A 17,386-nucleotide genomic window follows, 5' to 3' on the forward strand; every position below is an offset into this window, starting at 1 on the left:
GGCAAGTCTACTAGGGGCGTCCAGTTGATCAGGACCAGCCCGTTTCGATCCCTGGGACGGCCGGTCAGCCGCCGGACCGGTCCCGCAGCGCGGCCAGGTGGAGCAGGGCGAGCCGGTAGCCGTCGACGCCGAGGCCGCAGATCACCCCCGTCGCCACGGCCGAGACCACCGAGTGGTGCCGGAACTCCTCCCGGGCGTGGATGTTGGAGATGTGCACCTCGACCAGCGGGCCCCGCAACATCGCGCAGGCGTCCCGGACCGCGTAGGAGTAGTGCGACCAGGCGGCCGGGTTGAGTACCACCGCCGCCTCCTCGTCGGCCGCCTCGTGCAGCCAGCCGAGCAACTCCGCCTCGGCGTCGGTCTGCCGGACCCGCACGTCCAGCCCCAGTTCCCTGCCGGTCGCCTCGCAGCTCGCCACCAGGTCGGCGTAGCTGGTGGCGCCGTACACCTCGGGCTGCCGGATGCCGAGCCGCCCCAGGTTGGGGCCGTTGAGCACGTGAACCCTCATCCGGCCACCTCGGCGTACGCGTCGAAGAGCAGCTCGTCGTCGGGACCCTCCAGGATGCCGGGCTCGGCCAACCCGTCCAGCACCACGAACCGCAGCCGGCTGCCCCGGGCCTTCTTGTCCACCCGCATCGCGGCCAGCAGCTCCGGCCAGGCGTCGGCCCGATAGCTCGTCGGCAGCCCGAGCGCGGTGAGCACCGTCCGGTGCCGGGCAGCGGTCGGTTCGTCGAGCCGGCCGGCCCGCCAGGCGAGCCCGGCGGCGTAGACCAGGCCGACGGAGATCGCGTGCCCGTGCCGCCAGCGGTAGCCCTCGGCCTTCTCGATCGCGTGCCCGAGGGTGTGGCCGTAGTTGAGGATCTCCCGCCGGCCCGCCTCCCGCAGGTCGCCGGAGACCACGTCCGCCTTGACCCGGATCGCCCGCTCGACCAGCTCGCGGACCAGTTGCCCGGTCGGGTCCGTCGCGGCGGTCGGGTCGGACTCGATCAGTTCGAGGATGGCCGGATCGGCGATGAAGCCGCACTTCACCACCTCGGCCAGCCCGGCGGCGAGGTCGACCGCCGGCAGCGAGTCCAGCATCGCCAGGTCGCAGAGCACCCCGACCGGCGGGTGGAAGGCACCGACCAGGTTCTTGCCGGCGGCGGTGTTGATTCCGGTCTTGCCGCCCACCGCCGCGTCGACCATGCCAAGCAGCGAGGTCGACACCGGCACCCAGCGCACGCCGCGCAGCCAGCAGGCGGCGACGAAGCCGGCCAGGTCGGTGACGGCGCCGCCGCCGACCCCGACCACCGCATCGGTACGGGTGAAGCCCGCCGCGCCCAGCCGCGCCCAGCAGCCCGCGGCGACCTCGATGTCCTTGCCCGCCTCGGCGTCCGGCACCGGCACGGTCAGCGGCTCGGCCCCGGCGGCGCGGAGCCGCTCGGCAAGCTCGTCGGCCTGCGCCTTCAGCGGCGGAGCGTGCAGCACGGCGACGCGCTCGGCGCGATCCAGCAGGGGCGGCAGCGCGGCCAGCAGGTCCCGGCCGACGAGGACGTCGTACGGCCGGTCACCGCCGACCGGAATTCGGGTCAGCTCGTCCATCGGGTCAGAGCCTAGAGGATCGGGTCCCCGGCCAGTGGTGGCCGGCGAGCCGCGTACCCGGCGAGCGTGCCCGCGTAGCCGCTGACGGCGGTACGCAGCTCGTCCGGGCGGAGCACTGTGAACGGCCAGCCCAGCCCGGCGAGGAGCTGGGCCATCCCGGTCAGGTCCTCGACCCGGGCCCGCAACAGGATGCCGTCGGCGGTGGCGGTCAGCTCGGCCGCGCTGGGCGGCACCCGGCGCCGGGCCTGTTCCAGATCGGTCTCCAGCAGCACCTCGACCTCCCAGCGGTACGGCACGGCGGCCAGTGACCGGGCGACGTGCCCGACCGGATCGAAGCCCTCCGGCACAGTGAAGGTCCCGGTGCCGGTGGAGACCGAGGCGATCCGGTCGAGCCGGAAGGTGCGGATCTCGTCGCGCCGGTGATCGTGGCCGGTGACGTACCAGCGACCGGCGTGGAAGACCAGCCCGTACGGGTCGAGGTCGCGCACCGACGGCTCGTCGCGCCAGGAGCGGTAGCCGATGGTGACCCGGTGCCGGGAGCGGGTCGCCGCGCCGAGCGCCAGCAGGGTCGCGGTGGCCGGGCGGGGCGCGGCGGCCGGCCGTCGGAGGCTGAACCCGAGGCTGCGGGTCACCGCGTCGAGCCGGTCGGCGATCGGTCCGGGCAGCACCCGGCGGATCTTCGCCTGGGCGAGCCCGTTCGCGGGCGCGGCGGTACCGAGTCCGAGCTGTTCGGCGGCGACCAGTCCGAGCAGTACCGCCACCGCCTCGTCGTCGGTGAGCATCAGTGGCGGCAGCCGGTAACCGGGCTGGAGCCGGTAGCCGCCGTACCGGCCCCGGGCGGCGGTCACCGGGATGCCGAGTTCGACAAGGGTGTCGGCGTAGCGCCGGACGGTCCGCTCGTTGACGCCGAGCCGGTCGGCCAGTTCGGCACCGGTGAGCCGGTGCGCACTCTGCAACAGCTCCAGCATCCCGAGTACCCGGGCGGCGGGGTGTGGCACGGGTCACTCTCCTAATCCGGGTGGAACTCGCCCGGATTCGACCGTACCGTCGCCACCGGCTCGACCGGCAAGAAGGAATCGACCGACACCTGAGGAGCAGACAGATGGCCACGTTCGTCCTGGTACCCGGTTTCTGGCTCGGCGCCTGGGCCTGGCGGGAGGTGACCGAGGGGCTGCGCGCGGCCGGGCACCGGGCGTACCCGTTGACCCTGACCGGGCTGGCCGACCGGGCCCACCTGGCCGGCCCCGACGTGGGCCTGGAGACACACACCGCCGACATCGTCGGACTGATCGAGGCCGAGGAGCTGCACGACGTCGTACTCGTCGGGCACTCCGGCGGCGGGATGCCGGTGCAGCAGGCGGCGGACCGGATCCCCGATCGGATCTCCCGGGTGGTCTACCTGGACAGCGGACCGCTGCCGGCGGGCATGGCGCAGTTCGACACCAACCCGCCCGAGGAACAGGAGCGGCTCCGGGCGCTGATCGGCGACGGACACCTGCTGCCGCCGCCGGACTGGGACCCGGCCGCCGACCCGAACCTGGCCGGGCTGGACGACGCGGCCCTGGACCTGCTCCGCCGCCGCGCAACGGCCGAGCCGCTGCGGGTCGCCACCGACCCGGTGACGCTGCCGCACGGCGGCGCGGTGCCGACCGCGCTTATCGTCTGCACCTTCCCGGTGGAGACGGTCCGGGAGATGATCGCGCAGGGGCACCCGTTCTTCGCCGGGCTGGTCGGTGCCGACCTGTACGGGCTGCCGACCGGGCACTGGCCGATGTTGAGCGAGCCGAAGCGCCTGGCCGAGTTGCTGGACCGGATCGGCCGCGCAGCCTCGACCGGCACCGACTAGCGGGCCGGCGTCGGCGGTCGGTGCGCGCGGCTCAGGCGACCCAGTGCGCGCGTCGGGCCGGCGACGACGAGGCCGGCCCGGCGGCGAGCGCGGCGGCGAGTCGGCGTACGGCCTCGCGCAGCGTCTCCGGCGCCAGGGTGTACGGGATGCGCATCCGCTGTTCGAAGACGCCCGGGTCGGAGCCGAAGTAGCTGCCGCTCTCGATCCGAACCCCGTAGTCGAGTGCCCGGTCGGCCAGGGTGGCCGCGATCGGCTCGCCCAGGTCCACCCAGAGTGACAGGCCACCCGGCGGCAGCCGCCAGCTCCACTGTGGAATGTGCTCGGTCAGCGCGGCGGCAAGCGCGGCGCGCTGCTCACGCAGGCGTGCCAGCCGGGACGGCACGAGTTCTCTGGATCGGTCGAGCAGGGTCAGCGCCAGCAACTGATCCAGCACCGAACCGCCCATGTCGGTGGCGACGCGCTGCCCGGCCAGTTCGGTGACGAGCCGCGCCGGGGCACGCAGCCAACCGATCCGCAGCCCCGCCCAGTGGGTCTTGCTCATCGAGCCGATCGTGACGACCTGGCCGGTGCCACCCGGCGGGCCCTGCGTGGCGGCGGGCGGCGGGGCGGGGACGTCGAGGGCAAGGTCGGCGAGGGTCTCGTCGACGACCAGCCAGCTACCGGAGCGGGCCGCGGCGCGCAGCACGCGGCCCCGTTCCGGGTCGGGCAGCAGGCAGCCGGTCGGATTGTGGAAGTCCGGGATCAGGTAGGCCAGCCGGGGGACCACCTGGCGCAGGGTCGACTCGACGATCTCGACGTCCCAGCCGGCGTCGGTGACCGGGACCGGGACGGTACGCAGCCGGGCCCGGCGCAGCGCCTCCAGCGCGTTCGGATAGGACGGGCTCTCCACCAGGACCCGGTCACCGGGCTGACACAGCAACCCGACGACAAGCGTGAACGCGTGCTGGGCACCGGAGGTCAGCAGAATCTGCTCGGGCACCGTGGGCAGTCCCCGCCGGGTGTACCGCTCGGCGATCGCGGCGCGCAGTTCGGGCAGCCCGTACGGGTGGTAGCCCGGGGTGTGGGTGTGCTTCGCGAGCTCCGGCGTGACCAGGGCGAGAGCGTCGGCGAGCAGTTGCGCCGGCAGCCCGGTGGGGGCCGCCCGGGCCAGGTCGATCGCGCTCTCCTCCGGCGCGAGCAGCCGCTCGATGCCGCTGGGCCGGCGCCCCTGGGGCAGCGCCGTCCAGGTGCCGGAGCCCTGGCGGCTGTGCGCGAACCCGCGCTCGCGCAGCAGGTCGTAGCCGGCGGTGACGGTGGCCCGGCTGGTCTCCAGGGCGGTGGCCAACTCCCGCTCGGCGGGGAGCCTGACGTGCAGCGCGATCCGGCCGTCCAGGATCAGCGCGCCGATCGCCTGGGCCAGTTGCCGGTACGCGGGGCGTGCCCCGGCCAGGTCGGGCAGCATCGCGGCGAGCTGGCGGCTGCCCAGCGTCCGGGGGACGCGGTCCGGGGTCACCAGCGGCAGTGGTTCGAGGGCATGCCGACCATTCTCCCTGGATTGGCCCTGTAATCCAGACCAACGACCGGACAGGCTTCCCGGATTGGCCTCGACGCATGCCGGCACACCTGGAGGACGGGCAGATGGCGCAGGAGATTCTCGACCGGCACGGGCAGCGCCGCGAGCACCGGACGGCAGCCGCCCGGATCGGCGCCGCGCTTCGGTCGCTCCCGGGCCCGGCCCTGCCACAGTTGGGCTACGTCCGACTCGCCGAACGCCCGTGGCGACGCTTGCCCCAGCTCTTCGTCGGACTCGCCCTCTACGGCTTCAGCCTCTCGGTCATGCTTCGAGCCGCACTCGGAGTAAACCCGTGGAGCGTGCTCTACGAGGGCCTGACCCGGTACACCCCGCTGAGCTTCGGCACGGTCAGCGGCGTCGTCGGCCTGCTCGTCCTGCTCCTCTGGATCCCGCTGCGGCAGATGCCGACCTTCGGCACCGGCGCGAACATCGTGGTCCTGGCGCTCTCGGCCGACCTCGGTCTGGCACTGCTGCCCGAGCGGCTGGGCCTGCCCACCCGGATCGCCCTGCTGGCCGGCGGTATCCTGCTCAACGGACTCGCCGTCGCCGTCTACGTCGGTGCGCGGCTCGGTCCCGGACCCCGGGACGGCCTGATGACCGGCGCGTCCCGGTCGACCGGACGTTCGATCCGGCTGGTCCGGACCCTGATCGAACTCACCGTGCTCGGCGCGGGCTGGCTGCTCGGCGGGACGGTGGGCGTCGGCACGGTGCTCTACGCCCTCACGGTCGGCCCGATCACGCAGTTCTGCCTGCCCTGGTTCGCCTACCGGAGCACCGCCGAACGCGACCGGCCGAGCCGTTAGCCGATCCGGTCGCCCGCCAGCCCGGCCAGAATCTCCTCGGCCACCTGCTCCGGCGTCCGACCGTCGGTGACCACGGTCCGGGTGGCCACCTCGGTGTAGAGCGGGCGCCGCTGGTCGAGCAGGTGCTTCAGGGTGGCCCGGGGGTTGATCGCGAGCAGCGGCCGGCCGGTGCCGAGGCCGACCCGCTTGACGGCGTCCGGCAGCTCCACCGAGAGATAGATGACCCGGTGCCCGGCGAGCGCGGCGCGGTTCTCCTCGGCGAGGATCGCGCCGCCGCCGAGCGCCAGCACCCCGTCGAAGGAGGCCAGCGCGTCCGCCACGGCGGCCCGTTCCAGGGTACGGAAATGCTCCTCGCCCTCGTCGACGAAGATCTCCGGGATCGGCTTGCCGGCCATCGCCTCGATGTCAGCGTCGGTGTCCCGGAAGTCGACCCCGAGACCCTTGGCGACCAGCAGCCCCGTGCTGGTCTTGCCGGCGCCCATCACACCGACCAGGACACAGACCGGCGCCATCAGTGGATCACGAGGTTGTCGAGGTAGCCGTCGACGTTGCGACGGATCTCGGCGACCGAGTCACCGCCGAACTTCTCCAGCGCCGCCTCGGCCAGCACCAGCGCGACCATCGTCTCGGCGACGATCGCGGCGGCGGGTACGGCACAGACGTCGGAACGTTGGTTGATCGCGGTCGCCGGCTCACCGGTCGCCACGTCGACTGTCGAGAGTGCCCGGTTGAGCGAGGAGATCGGCTTCATCGCGGCGCGTACCCGCAGTGGCTCGCCGGTGGTGATGCCGCCCTCCAGGCCACCGGCCCGGTCGGTGAGCCGGCGTACCCCGGTCGCGGTGGGGACGATCTCGTCGTGCGCCACCGAGCCCCGGGACCGGGCCTGCTGCCAGGCGTCGCCGATCTCCACACCCTTGATGGCCTGGATCGACATCAGCGCCGCGGCGAGCCGGGCGTCGAGTTTGCGGTCCCACTGCACGTGGCTGCCGAGCCCTGGCGGCACCCCGTAGGCGAGCACCTCGACGATGCCGCCGAGGGTGTCGGCGTCGGCCTTGGCGGCGTCCACCTCGGCGACCATCCGGGCGCTGGCCTCGGGGTCGAGGCAGCGCAGCGGGTCGGCGTCGACCCGCTCGGCGTCCTCGGGGCGGGGCTGGAGCCCGGGCTTGGCGGCCACCGAGCCGAGTTCCACCACGTGCGAGACGATCTCGACACCGAGCGCCTGCCGCAGCAGCGCCCGGGCGACGGTGCCGACCGCGACCCGGGCGGCGGTCTCCCGGGCGCTGGCCCGTTCCAGGATCGGCCGGGCGTCGGTGTGGCCGTATTTCTGCATGCCAGCCAGATCGGCGTGCCCCGGTCGGGGGCGGGTCAGGGCAGCGTTGCGGGCCTGGCCGGCCAGCACCTCGGGGTCGACCGGATCGGCCGCCATCACCGTCTGCCACTTGGGCCATTCGGAGTTGCCCACCCGGATCGCCACCGGGCTGCCCAGGGTCAGTCCGTGCCGGAGACCGCCGATGACCTCGACCTCGTCCCGCTCGAACGACATCCGGGCGCCCCGACCGTAGCCGAGCCGGCGGCGGCCCAACTGGCGGACGATCTCCTCGCTGGTCACCTCGACCCCGGCCGGCAACCCTTCCAGCACCGCAACCAGGGCGGGACCATGGGACTCCCCCGCCGTCAACCAGCGCAACACGACCAACCCTCTCCTCGTCGCGACCGGGCCGGCCGGCCGCCGGTCAAGTTTGGCACGGCGCCGGTGCGCGGCCGCGCACCGCCCGCGCCGTCCCGTACTGCGGACGGGCGGGCTCCGGTGCTACGGACGGGCGGGCATGTTCTACGGAAGGGTGGGCTCCGGCGGGGCGGCCGGACGGTCCCCGCGTTCCTGGTCGGTGAGCAGGTCGGCGAGCCGGCGTAGCTGGTCGGCGGCGCGCACGACGTCCCGCCGGGCCGGCTCGTCGAGCCGGTGCAGCGCGTCGAGCAGCAGGTCGCGCCGGTGCGCCAGGTAGTCGTCGATCCGCAGGTGTGCGTCCGGGGTCAGCCGGAGCCGGACGATCCGCCGGTTCTGCGGGTCCCGGGTGCGCTCCAGCAGGCCGGCCCCGGCGAGGTCGCCGACGAGCGTGCTGACCGTGTTGGCGGCGGTGTTCAGCCGCTCGGCGGCCTCCTTCACGCTGATCCCGGCGCAGCGTTCGACCAGCCGGAGCACCTCCACCTGGGCGTCCGGCAGGGGTGTCCGGCCGGTACGCCGACCGGTCGACCGGCGCAGTACCCGGTGCAGGTCGGCCACCGCGCCGCCGAGCGTCTCCGCAGCGCCGGCCGTCGCGTCGTCGGTCATCCTCGCCCCCGTCGTCTCCTCGGCCGGCACCGTCCCGGCCTCGGTTACCTCACATCACAATGACTCCACCTACAGAGCAAAAGTGTCGGCTGTTCCAAGATTAGGGGCGCGTGAGCCTGCGCAGAACCGAGCATTCGCGTACGTCCGGCGGGCCACTCCGGCGGAACACGCATGAACGCCCCGCCACCCGGGTCGTCCGGACAGCGGGGCGCTGGGCATGTCCTCTGCCGGCTACGACCGCCGGGCGACCTCGACGACGAACGCCCGCCAGGCGGCCGGGCCGAACGTCAGGGTGCCGCCGTCCCGGTCCTTGGTGTCCCGAACGAGTACGCGACCCGGAAGGTTGTCGGCGACCTCGACGCAGTTGCCCTGGTTGGTGCTGCTGCGGCTGCTCTTGTGCCAGTTCGGCTCAGTCATTGTTGTTGACCGCCTTCATGATCAGATCTTGCGACAAGCTTACCGGCAGCGCCAGACCCCGGACGATCTCCCACGATCGCTCCAGATCGTCCACGTCCGCCCCGTCGGTCACCGAACGTCCTCGAAGCTGGTCGTCAAGATAGACGGCCCGGCCCCGGGCCGGCAGGGTCGCCAGCACGAACGCTCCCGCCAAGCCAGGATGCAGGCCGGCGGCCTGCGGCACAACCAGGATCTGCACCTGCGGCCGGCGACTTACCTCAAGCAGATGCTCCAGCTGCTCCTTCACGACGTCGGCAGGCCCATACCTGAGGGCCACCTCGCAGATGAGCGCAGACAGCATCGGAGGGTTGGGGCGGTTGATCGTCGCGGCTTGCCGTTCACGCCGCACCTGCGTCGTCCGCTCGATCACATCCTCAGGCAGCCTGCCGCTGGCCAGCAGCGCCCGGGTGTACGCCTCGGTCTGGAGTAGTCCGGGAATCAGGCTGTGCTCGAAGCAGCGCAACATGGTCGCCCGCTGCTCCTGCTCCGTCCAGGGGCGCAGCCAAATGGGCCGGGCGTCATTCCGGGCCTCCCTGGTCGCCCGCTGGATCTGGTCGCCGGTCTTGAAATGCGCGTCGAGGCGTTCGGCGGTCTCCGGCTGGGGAATCATCCGGCCCTGCTCGAACGCCGCAATCGACGCACCACTCAGGCCGACGGCCGCCCCTACCTGATCCCGGGTTTGCTTCGCCCGCTTTCGCTCTGCCCTAAGGATTTCGCGTAGGTCGTTCACTTAATCCACCCGACTCCTGATCAACTAGTCGATATCCTTCAATACTCTCGCTCGCTAATCTTCCGCTCCAGATGACTTCCGGTCCAGGGTGGAGGGCAGACAAAAAGACTGAGAGGTGATCCGATGTCCCAGGAAAGGTGGCAAGAACACCGACGAGACTGGCGACGGCTCTGGCGTTATTGCCGATGCGGGCACCGTTGGGTCTGCCCGGACTCACTCGTTCGGATTCCGCTGCCATTCGGCCCGCCGCTGCGACCGATGACCGAGGCGGAGTATCAGGCCGGGATGGCGGCGTTCTCGCCCAGGGTGACGCGCTCGGCTCCGGTCGGACCGCCGCCGGCCAAGCTGCACTGGTCGCGGCAGGGCAGGGACGGCAGCGACGATCCGCTCTGGAACTCGCCGTCCGGTCGACACCAGATCGGCCGAGCCGGCGCGCTGACACCGGCCCAGACCCACCGGGGCCGCTACGGGGAGCGAGCGTCCGAGCCCGGGCGCGTCGGTCGGACGTAGCCGTGATCGGGCCGCAGGAGCGCTGGTACCGACACATGCGCCGGCTCGCCCAGCGTCGTTACCCGACCGGCAGCCACACCCCGGCGCAGTCGTACAGCTGCGAAACCTGTCAGGATCCCTGGCCCTGTGCGCCGGCCCGGCTGGCCCTGCTGGTCGGCTTCAAGGGTGACCGGGTGGGACTGATGATGTACCTCGGCGTACACCTCACCCGCGCACTGCAGGCCATGCCCGACACACACCCCGCGCTGATCGCCGGACAGATCCTCTACTGGGTGCCCCGGCGCCGCCAATAACCTGCCTCATCACCCGCCGGCCCGCCCCGGTTCGCCGCCTTCCCCTCGGCGTTCCGGGGCGGGCCTCCATACGCCCTCAGTGCGCGGCGCGGGCGGCGGCGAGGGCGGAACGCATCTCGGCGACCGGTGCGGAGACCCCGGTGAACTGCTCGAACTGCCCGACCGCCTGGGCGAGCAGCAGGTCGAGGCCGGAGACGATCCGGCAGCCGGCCTCCGCCGCGGCCGTGGCGAGCGGGGTCGGCCACGGGTCGTAGACGACGTCGAAGAAGACCGTCTCGGGCCGCCAGGACCGGGCCGCCGCCGCGAACCCGTCGGCGGCGCCCTTCGGCACCGTGGAGATCACCAGATCCGCGCCGTCCCGCCCGGTCGGGGCCGCCCACTCCGCGATCTCGAACCGCAGCCCGAGCGCCTCGGCCAGCCGAGCCAGCTCGGCACCGGCGGCCGGACGGCGTACCCGGCAGGTGACCCGGCGGGCGGTCAACCGGACGGCGGCGGCGAGCGCGGCCCGGGCCGTACCGCCGGCACCGAGCAGCACCACCTCCGCACCGGCGGGTACCCCGGCGCCGGTAAGCACGTCGACCATCCCCGGTACGTCGGTGTTGTCGGCGGCCCAGGAGCCGTCCGGTCGGCGTACCAGAGTGTTGGCGGCACCGATCGCGGCGGCGACCGGCGAGACCTCGCCGGCCACCGCGAGCGCCACCTCTTTCAGCGGCATGGTCAGGGAGAGCCCCGCCCACTCCGGGCCGAGCCCGGCCACCCGGTCGGGCAGCTCGGCCTCGGCACACTCGATCGCCGTGTAGGACCAGCCGGTCAGCCCGGCCGCCACGTAACCGGCGTTGTGGATCACCGGGGAGAGCGAGTGGGCGATCGGCTTGCCCAGCACCGCCGCCCGGCGCGGCACGGTCACCTCAGAGCACGCCGTTCTCGCGGGCCTTCTGGATGTTGCGCTCGTGCTCCTCGTTCGTGGTGGCGAACTCGGAGTGGCCCTCCTTGTCGATCGCCACGAAGAACAGCCAGTCGCCCTTCGGCGGGTTCATCGCCCCCTCCAGGGCCTTCTGCCCCGGGTTGTTGATCGGACCCGGCGGGAGCCCGGCCTTGCCGTGCATCCGGTACGGGTTGTTCTTGTCGAAGAGCTCCGTGTCCGACATGTCCCCGGAGCGCTTGGTCTTCTTACCGGTCCGCTCCCAGTAGTAGTTGACCCCGACGTCGAACTCCAGACAGCCGGTCAGGCCGTTGCCGTTCTTGCAGTAGTGGTCGCCGCTGTAGATGCGGTTGTAGGCCACCCGGGCGACCTTGCCGAGGTCGTCGGGGTTGCCCGCCTCGGCCTGGGCCAGCGACGCCACGATCAGCGCCTCGTACGGGGTGATCTCGCGCTCCTTCTCCACCCGCTTGACGAAGTCGATGTCCTCGGCGACCGACATGAACCGCTGGACCATCATCTTGAGGATCGCCTCGGCACTGGCGTTCGGCGGGAGTTCGTAGGTGTCCGGGAAGAGGAAGCCCTCGATCGACTTGTCGGCCTTCTGCTTGTCGTCGCGGTTGAACCAGAAGTCCGCGATGCCGAGCCCCTTCAGGTCCTTGGCTGCCGTCTCGAAGTCCTTGACCGGAAGCTTCGTCTCGGCCGAAAGCGCCTTGAAGATCTGCTTGACGGTGGCGCCCTCCTTGACCAGGAAGCCGTTGACGAGCTTGTTCTTCAGGTCGAGCAGCAGGCCGAGCGCCGCCTTCGCGTTCATTTCCTTGCGGACCTTGTAGGTGCCCGGCTGGATGTTCTGGCTCCGCGAGTTCTCCTGGGCCGCCTCGATGAAGGCCTTGGTGCTCTTGATGACGCCGGCCTCGACCAGCGTGTTGGCGATATCGGCGATGCTCTGGCCCTCTTCGACCTGGACCTGGACCTCACCGCTGCCGTTGCCGTCGAAGTCCGGCGTGACGAAGTAGCCCTGCACCCGGTCGAAGCCGTACCAGCCGGCGCCACCGAGGACGCCGAGCAGCACGAACGCCATCAACAGTGCGGCGACCGTACGGCCGCGCCCGCCACGCTTCTTCTTGCCGTTGCGTTTGCGCTGCGCTCCGCGCCGGTGGCGTCCCTTCTCCGCACGCTCGTCGAACGCGAGCTCCAACTCGTCGATCATCCCGTCCGCCTCCGCTGCCTGTCCAGCCAGCTCTGCAGAATCTCCACCGCGGCCGCCTGATCGACCACCGCCCGTTGACGTCGTCCTCGGACGCCCCGCTCGGCTAGCCTACGAGAAGCCACGACGGTCGACATCCTTTCATCCACCAGATCGACCTGCACGGGCGCGATCGCGGCGGCCAGCCGCTCGGCGTACGCCTTCGCCTGGATCGCCGCCGGTCCGTGTGCCCCGGCGAGCGTCACCGGCAGTCCGACCACCACCGTGACCACCTCGTGGAGTTCCACAAGCCGCGCGAGTTCCGAAATATCGGCTGGAACCGCCTCAACACCGGTCTTCAGGTCACGGGCCAGCGTCACCAGCGGGGTGGCCAGCACCCCGTCCGGGTCGGAGAGTGCCACACCCACCCGCACCTGGCCGACGTCCACGCCGAGCCGCACGCCCCGGGGCAGGACGCTCATCGCGCCCCGCCGGCGGTTGACCCGGTGGTCAGTGCGTCAGGTCCGCAGCAACGTCGGACCCGAGGAGATGCGCTCGGGGAAGGTCGGTTCATCGTGCTACGCCACCGGGAAAACTGGCTCATCCGATTCCTGTAGGCCGGCCCGGAACAGCTCCGCCCGGCCGGCGGGCCGTCGTGGCTGGAGATCCAATCACAACGGCCCACCGGCGGGCAACCGATGCCGGCGGTCACGCCTCGACTAGCGCCTTCTCGACCGCGGCCAGCAGGCTCGGCGCCTCGCCGGCCGGCAGGCCGCCACCCTGGGCCAGGTCGGCGTTGCCGCCGCCCCGCCCGGAGAGCGCCGCCTTGACCAGGACCGCCGCCGAGACGCCCCGGTCCTTGGCCGCCCCGTTCACCGCGACCACAAGCGACGCCTTGCCGTTCGCCCGGGCCGCCACCGCGACCACCGCCGGACGGGCCGCGTCGATCTTGCCCCGGATCTCCTGGGCGAGGGTACGCACGTCGTTGCCGGCCGCGCCCTCCGGCGCCTCGGTGCCGACGAAGGCGACCCCACGGATGTCCCGGGCCGCCGAGGCGAGCGCCGCCGCACCGCCGAGCACCAACTGGGCACGCAGCTTCTCCAGCTCCCGCTCGGCATCCCGCAGCTGGGCGACCGTCTGCTCGACCCGGTCCGCCACCTGGTCACCGGGGACCCGGTAGAGCTCGGCCAGCCGGGAGACCAGCAGGTGCTCCTTGGCCAGGAACCGGAACGCGTCGAGACCGACGAGCGCCTCGACCCGGCGTACTCCGGAGCCGATCGAGGACTCGGAGAGGATCTTCACCAGGCCGAGCTGGGCCGAGCGGGCCACGTGGGTACCGCCGCACAGCTCCCTGGCGTAGTCGCCGACCTCGACGACCCGCACCTCGTCGCCGTACTTCTCGCCGAAGAGCGCCATCGCACCGAGCCGGCGGGCCTCCTCCTGCGAGGTGATGAAGGCGTGCACCTCCAGGTCGGCCAGGAGCACCTCGTTGACCTGCTGCTCCACGTCGAGCAGCACGCTCGGCGCCACCCCGGTCGGGGTGTTGAAGTCGAACCGCAGCCGACCCGGTGCGTTGAGCGAACCCGCCTGGGTCGCCGACTCGCCGAGGAAGTTGCGCATGGTCTGGTGCACCAGGTGGGTCGCGGTGTGCGACCGGGAGATAGCCCGTCGGCGTACCACGTCGATCTCGGCGAGACCCGCCTCACCGGTGCGTACCTCGCCACGGACCACCCGGGCCCGGTGCACGATCAGTCCCGGAACCGGCTGCTGCACGTCGAGCACCTCGACCTGACCGGCGCCGACGGTGATCAGGCCGACATCCGGCTGCTGGCCGCCACCCTCGGCGTAGAACGGGGTGGCGTCCAGCACCAACTCGATCGTGTCGCCCTCACCGGCCACCTCGACCGGGGTGCCGCCGGCACCGAGCAGCGCCCGCACCGACGACTCCCGGGAGACCTCGGAGTAGCCGGTGAACTGCACCGGCCCGCCGGAGTCGAGCACCGAACGGTACGCCGACAGGTCCACGTGCCCGGTCTTACGGGCCTGCGCGTCGGCCTTGGCCCGGGCCCGCTGGTCGGCCATCAGCCGGCGGAACCCCTCCTGATCCACCGACAGCCCCTGCTCGGCGGCGATCTCCAGGGTCAGGTCGATCGGGAAGCCGTACGTGTCGTGCAGTTGGAACGCCTTGTCGCCGGAGAGCTTCGCGCCACCCGCCGAACGGGTCTGCGCGATCGCGGTGTCCAGGATCGTCGTACCGGCCCGCAGGGTGGACAGGAACGCGTCCTCCTCCGCGTACGCGTACGACGAGATCCGGTCGAACTCGCTCGCCAGCTCGGGGTAGGACGGGGACATGCAGTCCCGGGCCACCGGCAGCAGCTCGGGCAGCGCCCGCTCCTGCCAGCCGAGCAGCCGCATCGCCCGGATCGCCCGGCGCATGATCCGGCGCAGCACGTAGCCGCGCCCCTCGTTGGCCGGGGTCACCCCGTCACCGATAAGCATCAGCGCGGTCCGCACGTGGTCGGCGACCACCCGCAGCCGTACGTCGTCCGGGTGCGACTCGCTCGCCGCGTGCCCCGAGTTGGCGCCGTACCGCCGGCCGGTCAGCTCGGCCGCCCGGTCCAGGATCGGCCGCACCTCGTCGATCTCGTAGAGGTTGTCGACACCCTGGAGGATGGCCGCCATCCGCTCCAGGCCCATCCCGGTGTCGATGTTCTTCGCCGGCAGGTCGCCGAGGATCGGGAAGTTCTCCTTGTCGGTGCCCGGACCCCGCTCGAACTGCATGAAGACGAGGTTCCAGAACTCCAGGTAACGGTCCTCGTCGACCGCCGGGCCACCCTCGCGGCCGTAGGCCGGGCCCCGGTCGTAGTAGATCTCCGAGCAGGGTCCGCACGGCCCGGGGATTCCCATCGACCAGAAGTTGTCCGCCTTGCCCCGCCGGACGATCCGCTCGGCCGGCACACCCGTCTTGCGCCAGATCGCCTCGGCCTCGTCGTCGTCCAGGTAGACAGTCGGCCAGATCCGCTCCGGGTCGAGCCCGAAACCGCCCTCGGCGACCGGCTTGGTGACCAGTTCCCAGGCGAGCGCGATCGCACCCTCCTTGAAGTAGTCACCGAACGAGAAGTTCCCGTTCATCTGGAAGAAGGTGCCGTGCCGGCTGGTCTTGCCGACCTCGTCGATGTCCGGGGTACGGATGCACTTCTGCACCGACACCGCGCGCCGGAACGGCGGCGTCTGCTGTCCGAGGAAGTACGGCACGAACTGCACCATGCCGGCGTTGACGAAGAGCAGGTTCGGGTCGTCGATCGCCGGCAGCGGAGCGGACGGCACCACCGTGTGCCCGTTGGCCTCGAAGTGCGCCAGGTAGCGCCGCTTGACTTCCGCCGTTTTCATCTCGTGCCTTCCTCCGGAAACCTCATCTGGCGCCATCCTCCGGAAACAACTCGCGGTCGCCGATGCGTGGGTCCTCGCGCAGTTCCTCGAACTGGTCGTCGTAGGCGACGCCCTCGGCGAACGCCTGGTGGATCTGCTGCTCACGCTCGGCCATGCCGTCCCGGACGTCTTCCGCGAAGTCCCGCAGAGACTGCACCAGACCACCGGCCGACTCCGCCAGCGAATTCGCGATGCCACCAGGGGTGTACGCCTGGGCGGTGCGGGTCAGCTTGCGGACGACCAGGGCGCCGACGGCCAGCCCGATGCCCAACCAGAGCAGTCGCTTCATGGCCTCATCCTTCCTCCGTACCGGATCACCGTGTGCGGCGGGTCAGCGTGCCGCGCGCCGGGCGGCCCGACGCTGCTGCTTCAGGGTGGTACGGACCTCGCGCTCCTGTTCGGCGTGCCGACGGGCGGAGGCGGCCTTGCGCACGCCGTACCCGAAGGCAGCCACCTTGACCAGCGGGTTCGCCGCGGCCGCCGAGACCACGGTGCTCAGGTTGGCGATGTTGGCGGTGACGTTCTGGGCGTGACCGGTCATTGTGTCGATCTTGGCGAGCTGGATGTTCACGCCGTCCAGCGAGGTGTGCACCTGACCCAGCGCGGTGTTCACGTTCTCCACCGTGACGTTCATGTTGGCCAGCAGCGGAGCCGTACGGTCGTTGATGTCGTTGATTGCCTGGGTTGCCGCGTCCACCGTGTTGCCCAGCCGCCAGATCGGCCTGGCCAGCACCAACACCAGCATCAGGAACGCGCCGGCCGCGACGAGCGCAGCGATCTGGCCGATCTCTCCAGCGTCCACCCGTGTCCTCCTCTATGCACCGTCTCGGAATTCGCTCTATGCACCGTCTGGGAAATCGCGCGCGAGGCGTCCCACCCGGACGCTCGGCACCGTCTGACGACCCTTACCCGGAAAGCCCTTCGGAGTACCAACCCCGAACCCTACCGTCGGTGACGACCGACGGCCTCACGACGGGGTGGGTGTGGGCGTCAGCCCGTCGAGCGGATCGTCGGTGAGGAGTGGATCCGGGTCCACGCCGGTGAGCGACGGATCGGTGGCCGGCTGCGGGCCGATCCGGTCGTCGGCGATCGCGTTGCGGACCTTGATCGAAACCAGCGCACCGTCGCAGTTCACCCCTCCCGGACCGGTCGAGGCGGGCGGCGGGCTCGCACCCGGGGCGGTCACCGTCGAGTCGGGGCAGGCGGGCTGGCGTACCCACATGTCGAGGGTCAACTCGTCCCGGCGCCAGCAGGTGTAGTGCCCCTCGACCGGCTGCTCCGGGCAGAGCGCCACCTTCCAGGGCCGCCACCCCTCCCGGGTCAGCGCGGTCTCGTAGACCTGCGCCGTCTCCTCCCACGCCCGGTCCGACTCGACGGTCCGCTCCCGGAAGCGGCACTCGATGAAGCACCACCGGCTGCCGCTCACCCCGTCGACCGTGTCGGTGGCGGCCCAGGCCGGCACCGCCAGCGCGTCGAGGGAGTTGAACACCGGATCCCGGGTCGCGGCCCGGACCCCGAAGTACGTCGGCAGGGCGCCGAGCACCAGCAGGCTGGCCAGCAGCAGGGCGATCGTCTTCAGCCGACGCTGCTCGCGGAGTTGACGACGCAGCTCCGCCCGGGCTCCCCGGGCGGGTTCCGCCGACGGTTGCGCCGGATCGGACTCCGTTGCGCCGTCCGGGCGGGACCCGGTGAGCGGCGGCACGACGGCCGAGCGACCCGCCCCGTCCGGCCGGGACCCGGTGACCGGCGGCA

20 protein-coding genes are annotated in these 17,386 nt (G+C 71.8%); 4 read left to right on the top strand and 16 right to left on the bottom strand.

Translation table 11 applies throughout. The features are described 5' to 3' along the window. Positions 1-64: 64 nt before the first annotated feature. Genes aroQ through CLT71_RS09210 form a run of 3 tightly spaced genes read right to left on the bottom strand, consistent with a single transcriptional unit; the run spans position 65 to position 2,579 of the window. The gene (aroQ, locus tag CLT71_RS09200; RefSeq protein ID WP_101366739.1) at positions 65-508 is read right to left on the bottom strand and encodes a type II 3-dehydroquinate dehydratase; all 444 of its coding nucleotides are present in this window, start codon (positions 506-508) and stop codon (positions 65-67) included. Continuing rightward, positions 505-1,581, bottom strand: a complete 1,077-nt coding sequence (gene aroB / locus CLT71_RS09205) for a 3-dehydroquinate synthase (RefSeq protein WP_101366740.1) — start codon at positions 1,579-1,581, stop codon at positions 505-507. The genes aroQ and aroB overlap by 4 nt, the downstream gene beginning before the upstream one ends. A gap of 11 nt (positions 1,582-1,592) precedes the next feature. Then, positions 1,593-2,579, bottom strand: a complete 987-nt coding sequence (locus CLT71_RS09210; protein ID WP_101366741.1) for a helix-turn-helix transcriptional regulator — start codon at positions 2,577-2,579, stop codon at positions 1,593-1,595. A gap of 104 nt (positions 2,580-2,683) precedes the next feature. Here CLT71_RS09210 and CLT71_RS09215 point away from each other — a divergent pair, with 104 nt between their 5' ends. Further along, entirely contained in the window at positions 2,684-3,427 is a 744-nt protein-coding gene (locus CLT71_RS09215) for an alpha/beta fold hydrolase (RefSeq protein ID WP_101366742.1), read from the top strand. A 31-nt stretch (positions 3,428-3,458) separates the two neighbouring features. On the opposite strand, the gene yczR is transcribed toward CLT71_RS09215, so the two are convergent. Continuing rightward, positions 3,459-4,919 carry a MocR-like transcription factor YczR gene (yczR, locus tag CLT71_RS09220; protein ID WP_199187560.1) on the bottom strand — a complete coding sequence of 487 codons (1,461 nt, stop codon included), beginning with the start codon at positions 4,917-4,919 and terminating at the stop codon, positions 3,459-3,461. A gap of 224 nt (positions 4,920-5,143) precedes the next feature. On the opposite strand from yczR, the gene yczE reads away from it, so the two are divergent. Then, positions 5,144-5,782, top strand: coding sequence for a membrane protein YczE (gene yczE / locus CLT71_RS09225; RefSeq protein ID WP_101371283.1), 639 nt, complete (start codon positions 5,144-5,146; stop codon positions 5,780-5,782). Here yczE and CLT71_RS09230 read toward each other — a convergent pair. From CLT71_RS09230 to CLT71_RS09250, 5 genes are all read right to left on the bottom strand, one after another. Then, positions 5,779-6,294 (bottom strand): shikimate kinase, encoded by a 516-nt coding sequence (locus CLT71_RS09230; RefSeq protein ID WP_101366743.1) that lies wholly within the window; start codon positions 6,292-6,294, stop codon positions 5,779-5,781. The genes yczE and CLT71_RS09230 overlap by 4 nt on opposite strands. Continuing rightward, positions 6,294-7,472, bottom strand: a complete 1,179-nt coding sequence (gene aroC / locus CLT71_RS09235) for a chorismate synthase (RefSeq protein ID WP_101366744.1) — start codon at positions 7,470-7,472, stop codon at positions 6,294-6,296. Before aroC ends, CLT71_RS09230 begins: the two co-directional genes overlap by 1 nt. A 141-nt stretch (positions 7,473-7,613) precedes the next feature. Further along, the gene (locus tag CLT71_RS09240; protein ID WP_101366745.1) at positions 7,614-8,111 is read right to left on the bottom strand and encodes a MarR family transcriptional regulator; all 498 of its coding nucleotides are present in this window, start codon (positions 8,109-8,111) and stop codon (positions 7,614-7,616) included. 231 nt (positions 8,112-8,342) lie between these two features. Next, positions 8,343-8,528 carry a DUF397 domain-containing protein gene (locus CLT71_RS09245; protein ID WP_101366746.1) on the bottom strand — a complete coding sequence of 62 codons (186 nt, stop codon included), beginning with the start codon at positions 8,526-8,528 and terminating at the stop codon, positions 8,343-8,345. After that, entirely contained in the window at positions 8,521-9,297 is a 777-nt protein-coding gene (locus tag CLT71_RS09250) for a Scr1 family TA system antitoxin-like transcriptional regulator (RefSeq protein ID WP_101366747.1), read from the bottom strand. Before CLT71_RS09250 ends, CLT71_RS09245 begins: the two co-directional genes overlap by 8 nt. Before the next feature lie 258 nt (positions 9,298-9,555). Here CLT71_RS09250 and CLT71_RS09255 point away from each other — a divergent pair, with 258 nt between their 5' ends. Together CLT71_RS09255 and CLT71_RS09260 are read left to right on the top strand one after the other, a co-directional pair. Continuing rightward, positions 9,556-9,807 (top strand): hypothetical protein, encoded by a 252-nt coding sequence (locus CLT71_RS09255; RefSeq protein WP_101366748.1) that lies wholly within the window; start codon positions 9,556-9,558, stop codon positions 9,805-9,807. Between the two features lie 2 nt (positions 9,808-9,809). Next, complete coding sequence (locus CLT71_RS09260; protein WP_101366749.1) at positions 9,810-10,100, top strand: hypothetical protein; 291 nt, start codon at positions 9,810-9,812, stop codon at positions 10,098-10,100. A 76-nt stretch (positions 10,101-10,176) separates the two neighbouring features. On the opposite strand, the gene CLT71_RS09265 is transcribed toward CLT71_RS09260, so the two are convergent. From CLT71_RS09265 to CLT71_RS09295, 7 genes are all read right to left on the bottom strand, one after another. Then, a complete protein-coding gene (locus CLT71_RS09265; RefSeq protein WP_101366750.1) occupies positions 10,177-11,007 on the bottom strand; it encodes a shikimate dehydrogenase in 831 nt (276 codons plus the stop codon). A gap of 1 nt (position 11,008) precedes the next feature. Further along, a complete protein-coding gene (mltG, locus tag CLT71_RS09270) occupies positions 11,009-12,229 on the bottom strand; it encodes an endolytic transglycosylase MltG (protein ID WP_101366751.1) in 1,221 nt (406 codons plus the stop codon). Continuing rightward, positions 12,226-12,687, bottom strand: coding sequence for a Holliday junction resolvase RuvX (gene ruvX / locus CLT71_RS09275; RefSeq protein WP_101366752.1), 462 nt, complete (start codon positions 12,685-12,687; stop codon positions 12,226-12,228). Before ruvX ends, mltG begins: the two co-directional genes overlap by 4 nt. Before the next feature lie 226 nt (positions 12,688-12,913). Then, entirely contained in the window at positions 12,914-15,595 is a 2,682-nt protein-coding gene (gene alaS / locus CLT71_RS09280; protein WP_101366753.1) for an alanine--tRNA ligase, read from the bottom strand. A 22-nt stretch (positions 15,596-15,617) separates the two neighbouring features. Next, complete coding sequence (locus CLT71_RS09285; protein ID WP_101366754.1) at positions 15,618-15,923, bottom strand: hypothetical protein; 306 nt, start codon at positions 15,921-15,923, stop codon at positions 15,618-15,620. 42 nt (positions 15,924-15,965) lie between these two features. Further along, a complete protein-coding gene (locus CLT71_RS09290; protein ID WP_101366755.1) occupies positions 15,966-16,436 on the bottom strand; it encodes a DUF948 domain-containing protein in 471 nt (156 codons plus the stop codon). A 165-nt stretch (positions 16,437-16,601) separates the two neighbouring features. Continuing rightward, a complete protein-coding gene (locus CLT71_RS09295; RefSeq protein WP_101371284.1) occupies positions 16,602-17,243 on the bottom strand; it encodes a hypothetical protein in 642 nt (213 codons plus the stop codon). Positions 17,244-17,386 lie beyond the last annotated feature (143 nt).

Source organism: Plantactinospora sp. CNZ320 (assembly GCF_002846275.1).